The sequence below is a fragment of the Vibrio sp. D417a genome (genome assembly GCF_030248595.1).
GTDB classification, from domain to species: domain Bacteria; phylum Pseudomonadota; class Gammaproteobacteria; order Enterobacterales; family Vibrionaceae; genus Vibrio; species Vibrio alginolyticus.
Genome location: NZ_JAHGAM010000007.1, coordinates 149,279 through 163,871, shown reverse-complemented (window position 1 = coordinate 163,871; position 14,593 = coordinate 149,279). Strand labels below are relative to the sequence as shown.

Genomic DNA, 14,593 nt, shown 5'->3' with positions numbered 1-14,593 from the left:
ACAATGGCAATGGTACAAGGTAAGTCATTAAAGTATCGTGTTTGGGCTACTCATATTGCAATGTGGGCATTCTTGGCACTGATTATTTTCCCTTTACTGATGATCATCGCGATTTCATTCCGTGAAGGTAACTTTGCAACGGGTAGCCTGATCCCAGACAACCCAACACTTGATCACTGGAAATTGGCATTAGGTTTCTCGGTGACTAATCCAGACGGTACAGTTACACCGCCACCATTCCCAGTAATGACATGGTTGTGGAACTCGGTAAAAGTGGGTGGTATTTCTGCAATCCTAATCGTGGCGCTATCAACCACATCGGCTTACGCGTTTGCTCGTATGAAGTTCAAAGGTAAGAACACCATTCTTAAAGCGATGATGATCTTCCAGATGTTCCCTGCGGTGTTGGCACTGGTTGCTCTGTACGCGTTGTTCGACAAACTGGGTCAGTACATTCCTTTCCTTGGTCTGAACACGCATGGCGGTCTGATCTTCGCTTACTTAGGCGGTATCGCACTGCACGTTTGGACCATTAAAGGCTACTTCGAAAGTATTGACTCGTCTCTAGAAGAAGCAGCGGCTCTTGATGGTGCTACACCATGGCAAGCATTCCGTTTGGTATTGCTGCCACTGTCTGTGCCAATCCTAGCGGTAGTCTTCATATTGTCGTTCATCATGGTAATTGGTGAAGTTCCTGTAGCGTCACTACTGCTTTCTGATGTAGACTCGTACACACTTGCAGTGGGTATGCAGCAATACCTATATCCACAAAACTACTTGTGGGGTGACTTTGCCGCAGCTGCTGTACTTTCAGCAGTGCCAATCACTGCCGTATTCTTACTTGCGCAGCGCTGGTTGGTTGGTGGTCTAACCGCTGGTGGCGTGAAAGGATAATCTCTTGTGGTCTGAGATTGATAAGAATAACTAGAAAAGGGCGACCACATGGTCGCCCTTATACTTAGCACGGATATTACAATTTTGGTTTGGCCGCCGATCAGTAATATCTTGGCTTTTATTGGCGTTACGCATAGCTGGCTGTTAGCTTAGTTCCTTACGATTCAATCACTAACAGTTTTTGTAACCATAACCTGAGTTTAGACTCAGGTTTTTTTATGCCTGCTAAAGGCAATTTTGCAATAAGTAGATAGAGATTAGCGGCTTTGCAATGGATTACACAGGGCTTGAATAATGCCCTGCGTAGCACTTCACATAAATAACTAGAGCTTAGTAAAAAGCTAAATTGAGGTAGGGAAGGAAGAGATTAAAACTCTCGGCTGGAAGGTGCGCATCCAACGTATTGAAGCAGCGTGTACAAACTTTCTTGCTGCAGTGCGACGCGACGAAATAGATTAGCAAAGGTAACGTCACCGCCAAAGCAAGTTTGAATGTAATGATTAATTTCTGTTTCGTTATACCCCTCGACGTACATGGTTCTCACCCACTGGTACTCGACCGCTTTTAAATTGGTCAACGTCTCTTCACTTAAGGTCGTTTCTTTTAGTCTCAAGATCCAAACTCTATCCAACTCTAAAATAATGGATGGATTTAAGCAAAGCTAGGTGAAGGATTTATGACAGAGAAGGGCGAGCGTGAAACAAATGGCAAAACCATGATGTTGCTCCACACTCTGGGTCTAGGTAACGTTGAGGTACTTAATAGCGTTCTTAACGGATGCCAGTTACTTGAGATATTTAACGTGTGCTTCCATTTCTTCCCCAATCTCTTTACGCATGTTCATAAGACGGATAGCGGATTGCTCTAAGGCTTTGTCTTCATCTGACTCTGGAATCCATTTCGGTACATCGGTTGGTTTTCCGTTTTCATCTACAGCAACCATGATAACGATACAGTGAGTGGTGAGTCTGTTTTTCATTTGCTTTGGATCACTGGCTTGCACGTCAATCGCAATGTGCATTGAGCTTCGTCCGGTATAAATGACTTTCGCGCTAACTTCGACTAAGTTGCCGACATGAATCGGAGCAACAAACCGAATGCCGCCAGCATATGCGGTAATGCAATATTTACCACTCCACGCTGCAGAACAGGCGTACGCTGCCAAGTCGATCCATTTCATTACGGCGCCGCCGTGCACTTTTCCGCCAAAATTTACGTCGCTGGGTTCTGCTAAAAAGCGAAGGGTAATGTCTCTTTGACCACTGCTCATCTGTCTTTCCTTGATGGGTTATTGTTTTCCCAATTTAGCAGCAAGATGAATTTTCGGGAATAGCGAATGAAACAAAATATTAACTTTTATTCGAACGCTGGAAGTGACAAGCCACAGCGTAGTTCTGTGGCTTGGGGTGTAGATGTTAATTGGCGGTAGAGGCAATCTCAGAATTGGACAATGGTTTTCTCTGTCTTACTTTTATTTGCGACAGGATAACGCCAGAGATGACTAACAACCCACCAATAATATGGTAAGCGTAAATTTTCTCACCAATTAGTGTTGAAGCAAGTATGACGGAAACCACAGGCATTAGGTTCATGAACATAGCACTTGAATCAGCACCAATTGAATCAATCGCTTTGACCCACATCAGCGGCGCGAAAATGGAAGCAGCAATACCAGCATAAGCGATTAATGGTAGCGCGTCTTGGCTTGGTAACAGTTGCTCACTAGAGAGCCAAAGTGGTGTGAGCATCAAAACAGAAAAGAAGCCCTGCATGTAAACCAGAGTCAAACTACTGAATGGCATTTTCCAGCGTTTTAGCAGAACACAATAAGCCGCGTATACCATGGCAGCAACGAGCATTAAGCTGTCACCTTGCGTTAAGTCTTGATGTAAAAAGTAAGTGATATCACCGTGACCAAGCATAAATGCCAAGCCGCCGAGCGAAATGACACCACCGACGATACTTAACATTGATATAGATTTACCGAGCAATGGGACACTTAAAAACACACTGATCAAAGGAACTAAAGAGGTGATCAGGGCCATATTAGAGGCCGTTGTTGTTAAACCGGCATAGTATCCAAGTGACTGGTTGAGAACCATACCAAGTAACGCAAGAAACGCCAACTTAGCTAAGTAAGGTCGAATAATGTGTCGTTGTTTGATGATTGCAGGCAGGCAAAATGGCGTTAGGAGTACCATTGCGACAAACCAACGGTAGAAACTCATCGCACTTGGTTCAATGGCGCTTGCTGCCATCTTGTTCACAATTGAGTTACCACCCCAAATCATAACGGTGAAAAACGGAAGTAAATAAATCATGAGAACCCTATAGCACAATTATTGATGGCGCTAGTCTGGCAGGTCTTTATAATAAAAAGTATCTCTTAAAAGACATCGTAAGCGATAGGAAGACAATTTTGAAAAAGAGCGCCAGAAATCTTCACCCCTCCTTATCAATCGATCGTGCGCCATCAGATGTATTTATGAATTTCGAAGCGTTTCTCTCTAATACAGAAACACGAATTCATAGCCACCCTTGGGGGCAAGTGCAACTGATCAGCGGTGGGATTCTGGAGATGGATGCAGAAGACACAAGATTTCTAGCACCTCCACATCTTGCTATTTGGGTTCCCGCCGGAATTCGTCACACTAGCTACAACCGTAAGCCAATCGAATATTGTTCTTTGAACATTGCCCCTGAATTGACGGCGCATTTTCCAACTAAAACGAGCTTGATCAAAGTGACTCCAATCGTGTCATCTATTATTGAGGACTTTCGTCAGCGAGACATTAACGTGGCGCAAACTGATGAAGACAAGCGCTTGGTACAAGTGTTATTGGACCAGCTTGCAAAGCAAGAAGTCGAACATCACTTTTTACCGACTACCGACAATAAGTATCTTGAACCGATTTTAAAAGCAGTAGAAGAATCGCCGACGGATGAGATCAGTTTGGCGGAGTGGGCGGCAAAAGTGCATACCACAGAACGCACGTTAGCGAGACATTGCCAGAGTGAGTTGGGCATGAGCTTTACTGAGTGGCGCTTACGTGTGCGATATTTACATTCTATGGAGTTGCTGCGTAAAGGGCAGACTGTGAAAGAAGTCGCTCTGACGTTAGGTTATAACCAAGCTAGCCCTTTTATCGCGATGTTCAAGAAATACTCCGGCATGACACCGGAGCAATACAAGAATCGATTGTTATAGCTGAGCGATTATGTAATTCAAACCACCCACCACGGCTGCAACCTGTGCATCGTTACATTCTTCGTCGGTCACTGTTGGGCTGTCTGGGTACACTTCCGTTGTCGTGCCGTAAACGCAATTTGTTACGCCGCCACACAGGCCCAGTTTTACCATTGGGTAGTTGATAACGCCAAACTGTACGACGGGTGAACCAATGATTTCGCCGTTTTCATCTGCTGGTGCAATGTGAGTCACTTTTGCAACTGACTCAATGACCGCTTTTTGGAAGTCAGGCTGAGGGTTTTCACTATCTCCCACCGTGTAAAAGCCATCTGGGATCATACCTTCAATGTACTCAATACCATCACGAGCAGCTAAGGCTGGACGGAACTCAGTTTCGTCAGAATCTGTCGTTTCATGTAGATCAATGTGCATTAACACATCGCCTAAAGTTGCAACTAGCTTTATGAGGTTAGCGGACTCTTCGGCAGGGCTATCCTTATAGAAAGAGCGGTTTGGATCAATCGCGTTTGGATTCCAGCGGTTGATCACCTCGTAACCCCAAGGGCTTACGCAGGGTGCAACGACAATATTGAAATGCTCTGCATAGCGCTCTGCTTCTGTTTCTACAAACTTTAATGCGCCATGTACACCGCTGGTTTCGTAACCGTGCACGCCGCCTGTGACCAACACAGCAGGTTTAGTTGAATCCCAATTGCGTGTTTTGATACAAAACAGAGGGAAGCGTGCCTCGTTGTATGAGAGCGCACCATATTGTTCAACATCAAAACGCTCGCGTAGGGCATCGATTTTACTGACGACTTCATCTTGGTAGCTACGTTTTACTTCTTGCGTTGCTAACCAAGCTTTACGTTCTTCTTTGTTCCAAGGTTGGCCAGGAGTACCGATCGGGTAAATGTATCCACTTTTCATCTATACTTTTTCTTTTGACTGCTGAAAGGTATCACAAGACTAGACCTGTCTTATCTATACGGCAATATAAAACACCATTTGGGGTGGTATTCTTTGCAAAATCATCACTTTGATGAGTGATTCATTGGTGTTACATTTTGTTACTTACTCAATTTCATATAAGAGACAAAAAATGGCTGGAGCAAGTTTACTCACACTGTTGGACGATATTGCCACGGTGCTTGATGATGTCGCCTTAATGTCAAAAATGGCGGCAAAGAAAACCGCAGGTGTATTGGGAGATGATCTAGCGTTAAACGCTCAACAAGTGTCTGGTGTTGCATCTGAGCGAGAGATTCCAGTGGTTTGGGCGGTTGCAAAAGGCTCATTCAAAAATAAATTGATTTTAGTTCCTTCAGCTTTACTTATTAGCGCGATTATTCCATGGCTTATTATGCCATTATTGCTAATTGGCGGCTTATTTCTCTGCTTTGAAGGGGCAGAGAAAGTACTTGAGAAAGTGTTTCCTCACTCGCATCCGCACGAAGAAAAAGAGGAGCTAGTTAATACTGGCGAGTCGATAGAAGAGTATGAAAAGCGTAAAGTTTCTGGTGCGATTCGAACAGACTTTATCCTTTCAGCAGAGATCATCGTGATTGCGTTAGGTACCGTGACAGGAGCCAGTCTTGTTACGCAAATTTTAGTTGTCAGTTTAATTGCAGTGATTATGACGGTTGGAGTTTATGGACTAGTCGCTGGGATTGTGAAGCTAGATGATTTAGGCCTTTACCTTGAAAGTCGCTCAAACGGTAAAGGTTGGGTAGCGAAAGTCGGAGGGGCCTTGGTCGCTTTTGCACCAAAGTTGATGAAGTTGTTAACCATTGTAGGAACTGCTGCGATGTTTTTGGTGGGTGGAGGAATTGTGGTGCACAACGTGCCAGCCATTCATCACTTTGTAGAGCCGATTATTATGAACTTTAGTGGTTATTCGGTTGCTACAGCCATTTTGCCTATTTTATTGAACGGTATTATCGGCTTTGTGGCGGGGTTGGTTGTGGTTGCGGTATGGACGATGGTTGAAAAGCTTCGTGGTCAATAATCACATCTAAAACATGAGACGATAATAACAAGGGTCATGACTTCTTTTTACAAAAAGCATGACCCTGTTTTATGGGTGAAACGTCAGTAAAGTACTTACTTCACTTTCCACTCGATCTGTTCATTTGCTCGAATAGGCACAACGATATCATTGCCAAATGGCATCGTTTCTGGCACATCCCAAGCGGATTTTTCTAACGTTACCGTATCTTTGTTACGTGCAATGCCGTAAAAATCAGGACCGTTGAAGCTTGCGAAAGCTTCCAAGTTTTCCAACTTGCCTTCTTTTTCGAAGACTTCTGCATAAAGCTCTAGCGCTGCGTGTGCAGTGTAAGAACCAGCACAACCGCAAGCCGATTCTTTTGCCCCTTTCGCATGTGGCGCTGAGTCTGTACCTAGGAAAAACTTCTTGCTACCACTAGTTGCTGCTTCGATCAGCGCTTGCTGGTGGGTTCCGCGCTTAAGAATTGGCAAACAGTAGAAATGAGGTTTAATACCACCCACAAGCATGTGGTTACGGTTGAAAAGAAGATGGTGGGCAGTGATGGTAGCCGCTACGTTGTCTGAGGCGTTGTTAACGAAGTTTGCTGCGTCGGCGGTGGTGATATGTTCTAGAACGATTTTAAGATTAGGGAAGTCATTGACGATAGGAGCGAGGACAGTATCAAGGAATTCTTTCTCTCGGTCGAAGATATCAACATCGTGATGTGTTACTTCCCCATGAACCAAAAGTAACATTCCTACTTCTTCCATCGCTTCGAGAACGTGGTAAATGTTCTTCGCATTGGTCACACCGGAATCTGAGTTTGTGGTAGCGCCTGCAGGATAGAGCTTGGCAGCAACAATGTGTCCGGTTGCTTTAGCCTTACGTATTTCGTCTGGTGTCGTGTTATCTGTAAGGTAAAGCGCCATTAAAGGCTCAAACTGTTCGCCATGTTGCTCTTTGAGAATTCGGTCACGGTAGGCTAGGGCGAGCTCAGTTGTAGTAACAGGTGGGACGGTATTTGGCATAATCAGCGCACGGCCATTGTAGCGGCTGATGTCGCGAACGGTGTCTTTAAGAACTTCCCCATCGCGTAAGTGAACGTGCCAGTCGTCAGGACGAGTGATAGTCAGTGTTGTCATTAATTGCTCCCACCATTGAAAAGTTGTCTGATTGGAGCCTAAGCGCCGTATTTGCTTTTGAGCAAACGCTTGCGCTTAGGCGACAGGATGATAGAGGAATTGCCCTCATATTTCATCCCATTTTTCAATTTTATAAAGAGTGAGAGTGTAAGTGGTTACTTCATTGTTAACCAAAGCGCGTGGATCGTACCTGGTAGAAAGAAGAAACACGTCAATATTAGATTAATCAAAAAGTCTTTATTTAGACCTTTCTCCATAAACACCGCGACAGGCGGAAGAAAGATACATAACAAAATCAGAACCAGTTTTCTTGTATCCATAATTAAGCTCCAAATCGATAAATGGGAGTAGTGATAACTTGGGTGAATTATGTGTGTCGTATCACACTTTATCAAACGGTATTTGGTCAGAACGGTGTTAAAAAACGCGAATATTGAGTGTAGTAAATACTTGTCACTAAAACCAAATTTATAAGAATATGGTTTCGAGAAAGTTGAAATGGATGAAGAGGCAGCAGACTCTGCAACTTAATGTGATTTGAGTATACAATACCGCAACAAATAAAAAACACCCGTAGGAAGAAGGCTATGTCGCAACCCGTTTTATCCCAAATTAATGTTTTTCCGGTTAAGTCAGTTGGCGGATTATCGCTGTCGTCCGTATGGGTTGAGAAGCAAGGATTGAGCTTCGATCGTCGCTTTATGATTGCGAAAGCTGATGGCTCGATGATCACTGCGCGAAAGTATCCGCAAATGGTAACCATTAAGTCTGCCTTATTGTCCGATGGAGTGGTGTTTAGTAGTTTGGGTATGGAGCCACTTAAAATCCGTTACCAAGATTTCAAAATGCAGGAGACACCTGCAACGGTTTGGAAAGATACGTTTACTGCCTATACCACGACAGATGATGCAGATGACTGGTTTAGTCGTGTGTTGGGGCAGCGCGTTGAGTTGTTGTTTAGTGGTGAGCAATCGAATCGTGTCCGTGAAAAGCTAGGTCAAAACGTCAGTTTTGCTGATGGTTATCCGGTTTTAGTGATCAGCCAAGCTTCACTTGATGAGCTGAACCGAAGAAGTTCAGAGCTACACTCAATGGATCAGTTTCGTACTAACTTAGTTGTCTCTGATACTAAGCCATTTGAAGAAGATTCATGGAAGCGCATACGAATCGGTGAGGTAGAGTTTGAGTCTCTCAAACCTTGCGAGCGCTGTATCCTGACTACGGTGAATACCCAAAGAGGCACATTCCGTGAGAGCAAAGAGCCGCTCAAAACCTTGCAACAGTTCCGTGCAAACGATGTCGGTGGTGTGTTCTTTGGCCAGAATCTTGTCGCGCGAAATGAAGGCATTATTCGTCAAGGCGATAAAGTTGAAGTATTGGAGTACAAAGAGCCGGAGTTTTACGCAGATAACTCGCCAGTGCGCATGAAGCTTACATGTGTTGAGCGTGAAGAAATTGCCCAAGACTTTGTGACCTTATGGTTAGAGCCAAACAAAGGTTCGTTGCCTAATTACTTGCCAGGACAACACCTGCCAATAGAGGTGAATATTGATGGTAAGAAAGTGGGTCGACGCTATACCTTATCATCCAGTCCTTCTCGCCCGGGTCGTTATGCTATTTCTGTAAAGCGTATCGCGGGTGGAAGAGTCTCTAACTCACTCTTAGACAACTTACAAGTCGGTGATGTTTTAGAGGCAGAACAACCTGACGGTCAGTTCCACCTTAAAACGCATGAAGCGCAGCCTCTGCTGTTACTCTCTGCGGGTAGCGGAGTAACACCAATGTTATCAATGGTGCGTTACTTAGCGGATCACAATCAGTTGGATAATGTGGTTTTCTACCATCAATGTCGCACCGAGAATGATATTCCTTGTCGCTCAGAGTTGGAGCAGTTAAAGCGTGAGCACCCAGGGCTAGAAGTAAAAGTCTGTTTAACGCAACCTGCTGTTGATTGGTTTGGTTTGAAAGGGCGTTTAAGTTTGTCACACATTAAGCAAATCAAAGATGTTGAACAGCGGCAGGTGTTTGTGTGTGGCCCGGATGGCTTTATGGATAAAGCAAAAAGTCTTCTACTAAGAAAAGGGCTGCCAGAGGAAAACTACCATCAAGAAGCGTTTGGAGTTTCTTCTCTTACGTCAAAGCCAGAGAAAAGTCTCGCTATTGACTTTAATGGAGCTAAAGTCGTAGGCAACAACCAAAAAACGTTGTTAGATCAGCTCGAAGATGCTGGGAAGGTCATCAGCAATAGCTGTCGTGCTGGCTTATGCGGCGCGTGTAAAGTTCAGCTTACGTCGGGGCAAGTTCATCATCCGGACGTGCCCGCGCTGACTGATGAGGAACGTGCAATGGGAACCGTGTTGGCGTGTTGTGCTGTGCCAGAGACGGACGTAACAGTAACCAACTAGGCGAGAGCAACTTTGTCATTCGACAAAAACTGTTCCTAGACAAAAAAACGCTGCTATTTTTAGCAGCGTTTTGAGTTTTAAAGAGAGCTGAAAATATCGCTTAGTCGTAAATCGTCGGGATTGGCTGGCGTTTGTGCTGCGTTGCTTTGTAAATCGCTACCAGACGGTCACTCACTTGCTGTGTAACAGGTTTGCCCTCTAAGAAGTCGTCGATTTGCTCGTAAGTTAGGCGTAGGGCATCTTCGTCTGCTTTCTGTGGAGCAAGCTCTTCTAAGTCTGCCGTTGGCACTTTCTTCACTAGTTGCTCAGGTGCACCCAATGTAGCAGCCACTTCACGAACTTGGCGCTTACTTAATCCGAACAATGGTGCCATGTCACAAGCGCCATCACCAAATTTAGTGTAGAAACCAGTGATGTTTTCTGCTGAGTGATCAGTACCAAGAACAAGGCCGCCTACGTAGCCCGCGATCTCGTATTGAGCAACCATGCGAGCACGCGCTTTTACATTGCCTTTTACGAAGTCGACTTTTGCTGCATCAGTTGGTAGAAGGTCTGTGCCTTCTAATGCAACGTGAGAAGCCGAATGAAGCCCGTCAACACCTGCTTTGATGTTCACCGATACAGAATGGGTTGGCTGGATAAAAGACAGAGCGAGCTGAGCCTCATCTTCATCTTTTTGCTCCCCGTAAGGCAGGCGAACTGCGATAAATTGGTAGCTATTGTTGCCCGCTTCTTCGTTTAGTTGGTCTACAGCCAACTGAGCTAAACGACCACATGTCGTTGAGTCAACGCCACCGCTGATGCCAAGAACAAGAGACTTACAGCCCGCTTCTTGCAATTTACGCTTAATAAAAGCGACACGGCGTTCAATTTCAAAATGCGGATCAATTGAAGGGAGTACGCGCATTTCGTCACGGATGGATTGTTCCATTTAGGGTTCCTTTTCCTGCAAATATTTCAGACTCTAAAGCGCATTTGCTCAAATGGTGATAAACCATACAGTTGAGGCTCATTAAACGCGACTTTAGGGTCAAAAGCTGTAAAGATTAGTAGTATCATACCGAAATCATCAGATTAGAAAACTCTCTTCAACCAGGTAATCACCGGATATGAAAAAAATCGCCATTTTTGGTAGTGCATTTAACCCACCTAGTTTAGGGCATAAAAGTGTTATTGAGTCTTTGAGCCACTTTGATCTTGTGCTACTTGAGCCAAGCATTGCACACGCTTGGGGCAAGAACATGCTTGATTACCCAACTCGGTGCAAAATGGTTGACGCGTTCATCAAGGATATGGGGCTTTCTAATGTTCAGCGTTCTGATGCAGAGCAAGCTTTATACCAACCTGGACAAAGTGTGACGACCTATGCGTTGTTAGAAAAAATTCAAGAAATTTACCCAACTGCCGATATAACTTTTGTCATTGGTCCTGATAATTTCTTCAAATTTGCTAAATTTAGTAGAGCTGAAGAGATTACGGAACGTTGGACTGTTATGGCATGTCCTGAAAAAGTAAAAGTCAGAAGCACGGATATTCGCAAAGCATTGGCCGAGGGTGAAGAGATCGGCGCCTATACAACACCTTCCGTACGTGATTTATTACTTAGTAAAGGCTTATACAGAGAAACATTGTCTGGGAACTGAGAGGTCAGATTTTCATGGTCAGAGTCGTTTTATTTAGTGCATGTGCGCTGCTTGTGGTGACACAAGCTCATTCCGCGTGTAACTATTTTTCTGATCGTTCCGTGGTGTTTGAAGATAACACGCTTCCAATCTGTGAAGAAATTTTAGATTCCATCGGCGTGTTAAGTACTGAAGCATTGATTTGGTATGCAGCGGAAGCGAAGCTTGAAGGACCAACAGAAAACTATTGGGAGGAGTGGGCGATTAAGCCGGAAGACACCCCACTTCTAACTCAAAACTTAGAAAAGAATTACTTTGGTCTTGGTTTTTGGATGCCGGAAGAGCTCCGAGACGAAGAGAGTAAAATGGATACAGAAGAGTGGCTTCGTAGTCACGGGTTGATGTTCAGCGTCGGTTTTGGTGATAAATCCGACGGACAGCCAAGAATGCGGTTTGATTATCGTTGGCACGAATATTATGACGCTGACTGGATGATGCAGATAGAAGTACCTTTCTAGGCATCTCAAGCAAATGAAAAAAGGGCATACATTATCAATGTACGCCCTTTTTGTTTTAATCTACTTTCTGTGTCCGTAATTCTGAACACGTAGCTTGTTGAAGAGCAAGTTATAGCGCTTCTCCAAAGACTAAAAAGCAAAGCTGTTCATATTCTTCGGTGTTACCAGCAAAAAGAGAGTCAACAATTTGCTCTTCCTTCTTCCCCGACAGTTTCATTTTTCTTGCTTCACGTAGTGTTAGTACCAAGCAAAGCTCTTTAGAAATATTCATGTCACAGCCAGGAGTCCATTGATTGATGGTTCTCGTTAACGTTGAGTGCGCTAGTTTAGGAGACAGCGTCAATATTTCATGTCTTACTACTGTCAGTAGATCGGTTTGCAGATCCGAGCGTTCGGCAGTTGTTGCTAGCTTCTCGACGAGCGCTTTGAGTAGCGGTGAAGGCTTCACAAAGCCCGCCTGTTGTGAGAAGTCGTCATTTAAACGCACAGAAAAATCACAACGATATACACGAGAATTAGGTAAAAAGGTGAGGGAGCTCAAACATCCTTGAGGAATCCAAAAATATTGGCCTGGTTCAATGGCATACTCCTGCTTACCCAATTTAATGACGGCTAACCCTTCGATGACAGACAGTAGACTGTGCTTCAATGCTTTTTTACGCGCAGCTACATCAAGAAAGGGGTATTTAGCGTCGTGAAATTCAATTGCGTAGTTCATTATGAGTACCAGTGTTTTTTGGCGCTAAGGGTAACGTTAAACCCATACGATTCCAACCTGCTGAGAGAATTTTTTAGCATGATAAATGGTGGCTTAACTGGTATGACCATGTTAAAAGTATGGGTTGAAATGCTGCTTGTCAGCAAAACTATGCGTAAAATGTGCCAGCTTTTTTTGATATGTAATGAACAATGACAGCCAATACCGATCCTTATATTGAAATTCGTCCTTACAACGACGAAGAAATTCCAGCAGCGCTGGATCGTCTAATCCAAGATGATGAATTTATCACTGCTATCCTAGAACATCGCTTTGCTAATAAAGCAGCGTGGTTCAAAACGCTAATGAGCCCGATCCTGCGCATCTACCTGAAAGCCAAGTGGAGCAAGCTTGATTCTGTCGAAGCAATTCAGATTGAAGTGAAGAAGTATCTGAAAGATACATTGAATAAGACAACGGATGGCGTCACTTTTTCTGGTTTGGATAAGCTGGATAAAAACACGTCATACCTATTCGTTTCTAACCACCGTGATATTGCGATGGACCCTGCGCTCGTAAATTATGGCTTGTACCAAAGTGGGCACCGTACAGTTCGTATAGCGATTGGCGATAACCTGCTGAAGAAGCCATGTGCGACAGAATTGATGCGACTCAATAAGAGCTTCATCGTTAAGCGCTCTGCTAAAGCGCCTAGAGAAATGATGAAAGCATTGGGACAACTGTCAAGCTATATCAAACATTCGCTTGATACTGGCAATTCAATTTGGATTGCCCAAAAGGAAGGTCGTGCTAAAGATGGAAACGACTTTACTGATCCTGCGATTTTAAAAATGTTCCATGTCGAAGGTCGTAAACAAAAAATCAGTTTTGGTGAGTACACGCGTTCTTTGAAAATCGTTCCTGTCTCGATTGCCTATGAAAATGATCCATGTGACATTGCCAAAGCAAAAGAGCTGTACGAAAAAGCAGAAAATGGCCGCTATGAAAAAGGCGAATTTGAAGATATCGAAAGCATCATTCAAGGTATCGTTGGCTATAAAGGCCGTGTACATGTTGCGTTTGGTGATGTGATTGAGCAAGAGTTTGAAACGCCGGAATCTCTTGCTGGTGAAATCGACCGCCAAATTCACAACAACTACAAGTTGTACCCAATCAACTTGTTAGCTGCTGGGCATGAAGATTCGAGCATCATTACGGAAGCAGTTAAGCGTCATCTCGCGGATAAGTTGGATCAGCTACCTGAAGGCGCAAGACCTTATTTGGTGGCGAGCTATGCTAATCCTGTGAATAACCAAGAGTAATCTTCGTCACTGAACTCTGTTGATTCAGAATGCCTTAAAGCCTCGGCCTGCCGGGGCTTTTGTTTATCTGCTCTTTAAGGTGCGACGGCGCCACCAAGGGTTAAATTGCTAGGCCATTTGGTGATCCTGTTACCACCTAAATAGATATTCCCTTTCACCGTCATTGTGTCTGGAAATACTTTCAGCGCTGATCCTCCAATATAAAGATTACCATCAACCACCAATCCTTCAGGAAGTGCAGAAATGGGAGTGCGAATAACACTTAGATCACCTTTTACTCGAAGTTTAGCTGGAAGCGCTTTTAACGGTGTATCTGTCAGATTTAGGTAACCGCCTAGTTTGATGCCTTTAGGCCAGTTTTCGATCTTACTACCTAGTAGGTTTGCATAGCCTTTTATCTTTGTTCCTGAGCGAATAACTTTGAGTGCGCTGTTAGTTGCTTCCAGACTGCCTTCAACATCAAGCCCTTTAGGCAAGGTTTTGATAGGGGTTTGTGAGATGTTTAAGTTGCCCTTTACCACTAGGCCAGAGGGGAGTTGGGTGTAAGGCTTGTTTCTAAGATCAAGATTGCCGTAATTATCGATGTGACCAAACTTAGAATAGTAATCTAGCTCATATGCCAAAGGAGACGAGCAGAGCAGGATTGAAGTAATGCATAGGGAAACAAAACGCATAGTCAAAGAGTTAGTTAAATACCGAGATCAACAGGTGCTTATCTTATACTTAAATAAACCTATTATGCATTTTTTGCTCACAGTTTTTGATTCATAACTTAAATATTCAAATTAGAGATACACGTTAAAAGTGTGCGCT

The 14,593-nt window shown here is 44.0% G+C and carries 16 protein-coding genes; 7 read left to right on the top strand and 9 right to left on the bottom strand.

The window, feature by feature from the left end; all coding sequences use genetic code 11:
* The first annotated feature begins 3 nt into the window (after nt 1–3).
* The gene (gene malG / locus KI742_RS08675) at nt 4–894 is read left to right on the top strand and encodes a maltose ABC transporter permease MalG (protein WP_005375275.1); all 891 of its coding nucleotides are present in this window, start codon (nt 4–6) and stop codon (nt 892–894) included.
* A gap of 367 nt (nt 895–1,261) precedes the next feature.
* Here malG and KI742_RS08670 read toward each other — a convergent pair whose 3' ends face one another.
* The 3 genes from KI742_RS08670 to KI742_RS08660 all read right to left on the bottom strand — a co-directional run bounded on the left by KI742_RS08670 (nt 1,262) and on the right by KI742_RS08660 (nt 3,215).
* Nucleotides 1,262–1,507 carry a hypothetical protein gene (locus tag KI742_RS08670; RefSeq protein ID WP_005375277.1) on the bottom strand — a complete coding sequence of 82 codons (246 nt, stop codon included), beginning with the start codon at nt 1,505–1,507 and terminating at the stop codon, nt 1,262–1,264.
* A 171-nt stretch (nt 1,508–1,678) separates the two neighbouring features.
* Nucleotides 1,679–2,164, bottom strand: a complete 486-nt coding sequence (locus tag KI742_RS08665) for an acyl-CoA thioesterase (protein ID WP_005375279.1) — start codon at nt 2,162–2,164, stop codon at nt 1,679–1,681.
* A 145-nt stretch (nt 2,165–2,309) separates the two neighbouring features.
* Complete coding sequence (locus tag KI742_RS08660) at nt 2,310–3,215, bottom strand: DMT family transporter (RefSeq protein ID WP_017821248.1); 906 nt, start codon at nt 3,213–3,215, stop codon at nt 2,310–2,312.
* A gap of 98 nt (nt 3,216–3,313) precedes the next feature.
* Between KI742_RS08660 and KI742_RS08655 the strand changes: the two genes are divergently transcribed.
* A complete protein-coding gene (locus tag KI742_RS08655; RefSeq protein WP_005385013.1) occupies nt 3,314–4,102 on the top strand; it encodes a helix-turn-helix domain-containing protein in 789 nt (262 codons plus the stop codon).
* Here the strand turns inward: KI742_RS08655 and KI742_RS08650 are convergent.
* A complete protein-coding gene (locus KI742_RS08650) occupies nt 4,097–5,014 on the bottom strand; it encodes a M14 family metallocarboxypeptidase (protein WP_285385783.1) in 918 nt (305 codons plus the stop codon). The genes KI742_RS08655 and KI742_RS08650 overlap by 6 nt on opposite strands.
* 172 nt (nt 5,015–5,186) lie before the next feature.
* On the opposite strand from KI742_RS08650, the gene KI742_RS08645 reads away from it, so the two are divergent.
* Nucleotides 5,187–6,092 carry a DUF808 domain-containing protein gene (locus KI742_RS08645; RefSeq protein WP_017635279.1) on the top strand — a complete coding sequence of 302 codons (906 nt, stop codon included), beginning with the start codon at nt 5,187–5,189 and terminating at the stop codon, nt 6,090–6,092.
* Nucleotides 6,093–6,187: 95 nt separating this feature from the next.
* Here KI742_RS08645 and pyrC read toward each other — a convergent pair whose 3' ends face one another.
* The gene (gene pyrC, locus KI742_RS08640) at nt 6,188–7,216 is read right to left on the bottom strand and encodes a dihydroorotase (protein ID WP_213961210.1); all 1,029 of its coding nucleotides are present in this window, start codon (nt 7,214–7,216) and stop codon (nt 6,188–6,190) included.
* 155 nt (nt 7,217–7,371) lie between these two features.
* Complete coding sequence (locus KI742_RS08635; protein WP_005375297.1) at nt 7,372–7,536, bottom strand: YqaE/Pmp3 family membrane protein; 165 nt, start codon at nt 7,534–7,536, stop codon at nt 7,372–7,374.
* 267 nt (nt 7,537–7,803) lie between these two features.
* On the opposite strand from KI742_RS08635, the gene KI742_RS08630 reads away from it, so the two are divergent.
* Nucleotides 7,804–9,621: a hybrid-cluster NAD(P)-dependent oxidoreductase gene (locus KI742_RS08630; protein ID WP_005385020.1), complete on the top strand. Its 1,818-nt coding sequence runs from the start codon at nt 7,804–7,806 to the stop codon at nt 9,619–9,621.
* A gap of 100 nt (nt 9,622–9,721) precedes the next feature.
* Here the strand turns inward: KI742_RS08630 and nadE are convergent, their stop codons facing one another.
* A complete protein-coding gene (nadE, locus tag KI742_RS08625) occupies nt 9,722–10,552 on the bottom strand; it encodes an ammonia-dependent NAD(+) synthetase (protein WP_285385781.1) in 831 nt (276 codons plus the stop codon).
* Nucleotides 10,553–10,730: 178 nt separating this feature from the next.
* Between nadE and KI742_RS08620 the strand changes: the two genes are divergently transcribed.
* Nucleotides 10,731–11,264 carry a nicotinate-nicotinamide nucleotide adenylyltransferase gene (locus KI742_RS08620; RefSeq protein ID WP_005375300.1) on the top strand — a complete coding sequence of 178 codons (534 nt, stop codon included), beginning with the start codon at nt 10,731–10,733 and terminating at the stop codon, nt 11,262–11,264.
* Nucleotides 11,265–11,278: 14 nt separating this feature from the next.
* Nucleotides 11,279–11,761, top strand: a complete 483-nt coding sequence (locus tag KI742_RS08615; RefSeq protein WP_017635276.1) for a hypothetical protein — start codon at nt 11,279–11,281, stop codon at nt 11,759–11,761.
* 109 nt (nt 11,762–11,870) lie between these two features.
* Here KI742_RS08615 and KI742_RS08610 read toward each other — a convergent pair whose 3' ends face one another.
* On the bottom strand, nt 11,871–12,479 hold the full coding sequence (locus tag KI742_RS08610) for an AraC family transcriptional regulator (protein WP_167415897.1): 609 nt from the start codon (nt 12,477–12,479) through the stop codon (nt 11,871–11,873).
* A 191-nt stretch (nt 12,480–12,670) separates the two neighbouring features.
* Between KI742_RS08610 and KI742_RS08605 the strand changes: the two genes are divergently transcribed.
* On the top strand, nt 12,671–13,780 hold the full coding sequence (locus tag KI742_RS08605) for a 1-acyl-sn-glycerol-3-phosphate acyltransferase (protein WP_005385027.1): 1,110 nt from the start codon (nt 12,671–12,673) through the stop codon (nt 13,778–13,780).
* A gap of 74 nt (nt 13,781–13,854) precedes the next feature.
* On the opposite strand, the gene KI742_RS08600 is transcribed toward KI742_RS08605, so the two are convergent.
* A complete protein-coding gene (locus KI742_RS08600; RefSeq protein WP_238855475.1) occupies nt 13,855–14,454 on the bottom strand; it encodes a hypothetical protein in 600 nt (199 codons plus the stop codon).
* Nucleotides 14,455–14,593: the final 139 nt, after the last annotated feature.

Excerpts from the sequence above, each read along its gene's own strand:
- KI742_RS08605 (WP_005385027.1), top strand. The coding sequence starts at position 12,671 with ATGACAGCCAATACCGATCCTTATATTGAAATTCGTCCTTACAACGAC.
- KI742_RS08615 (WP_017635276.1), top strand. The coding sequence starts at position 11,279 with ATGGTCAGAGTCGTTTTATTTAGTGCATGTGCGCTGCTTGTGGTGACA.
- KI742_RS08635 (WP_005375297.1), bottom strand. The coding sequence starts at position 7,536 with ATGGATACAAGAAAACTGGTTCTGATTTTGTTATGTATCTTTCTTCCG.
- malG (WP_005375275.1), top strand. The coding sequence starts at position 4 with ATGGCAATGGTACAAGGTAAGTCATTAAAGTATCGTGTTTGGGCTACT.
- KI742_RS08645 (WP_017635279.1), top strand. The coding sequence starts at position 5,187 with ATGGCTGGAGCAAGTTTACTCACACTGTTGGACGATATTGCCACGGTG.
- KI742_RS08620 (WP_005375300.1), top strand. The coding sequence starts at position 10,731 with ATGAAAAAAATCGCCATTTTTGGTAGTGCATTTAACCCACCTAGTTTA.
- KI742_RS08665 (WP_005375279.1), bottom strand. The coding sequence starts at position 2,164 with ATGAGCAGTGGTCAAAGAGACATTACCCTTCGCTTTTTAGCAGAACCC.
- KI742_RS08600 (WP_238855475.1), bottom strand. The coding sequence starts at position 14,454 with ATGCGTTTTGTTTCCCTATGCATTACTTCAATCCTGCTCTGCTCGTCT.
- KI742_RS08610 (WP_167415897.1), bottom strand. The coding sequence starts at position 12,479 with ATGAACTACGCAATTGAATTTCACGACGCTAAATACCCCTTTCTTGAT.
- KI742_RS08630 (WP_005385020.1), top strand. The coding sequence starts at position 7,804 with ATGTCGCAACCCGTTTTATCCCAAATTAATGTTTTTCCGGTTAAGTCA.
- KI742_RS08660 (WP_017821248.1), bottom strand. The coding sequence starts at position 3,215 with ATGATTTATTTACTTCCGTTTTTCACCGTTATGATTTGGGGTGGTAAC.
- pyrC (WP_213961210.1), bottom strand. The coding sequence starts at position 7,216 with ATGACAACACTGACTATCACTCGTCCTGACGACTGGCACGTTCACTTA.
- nadE (WP_285385781.1), bottom strand. The coding sequence starts at position 10,552 with ATGGAACAATCCATCCGTGACGAAATGCGCGTACTCCCTTCAATTGAT.
- KI742_RS08650 (WP_285385783.1), bottom strand. The coding sequence starts at position 5,014 with ATGAAAAGTGGATACATTTACCCGATCGGTACTCCTGGCCAACCTTGG.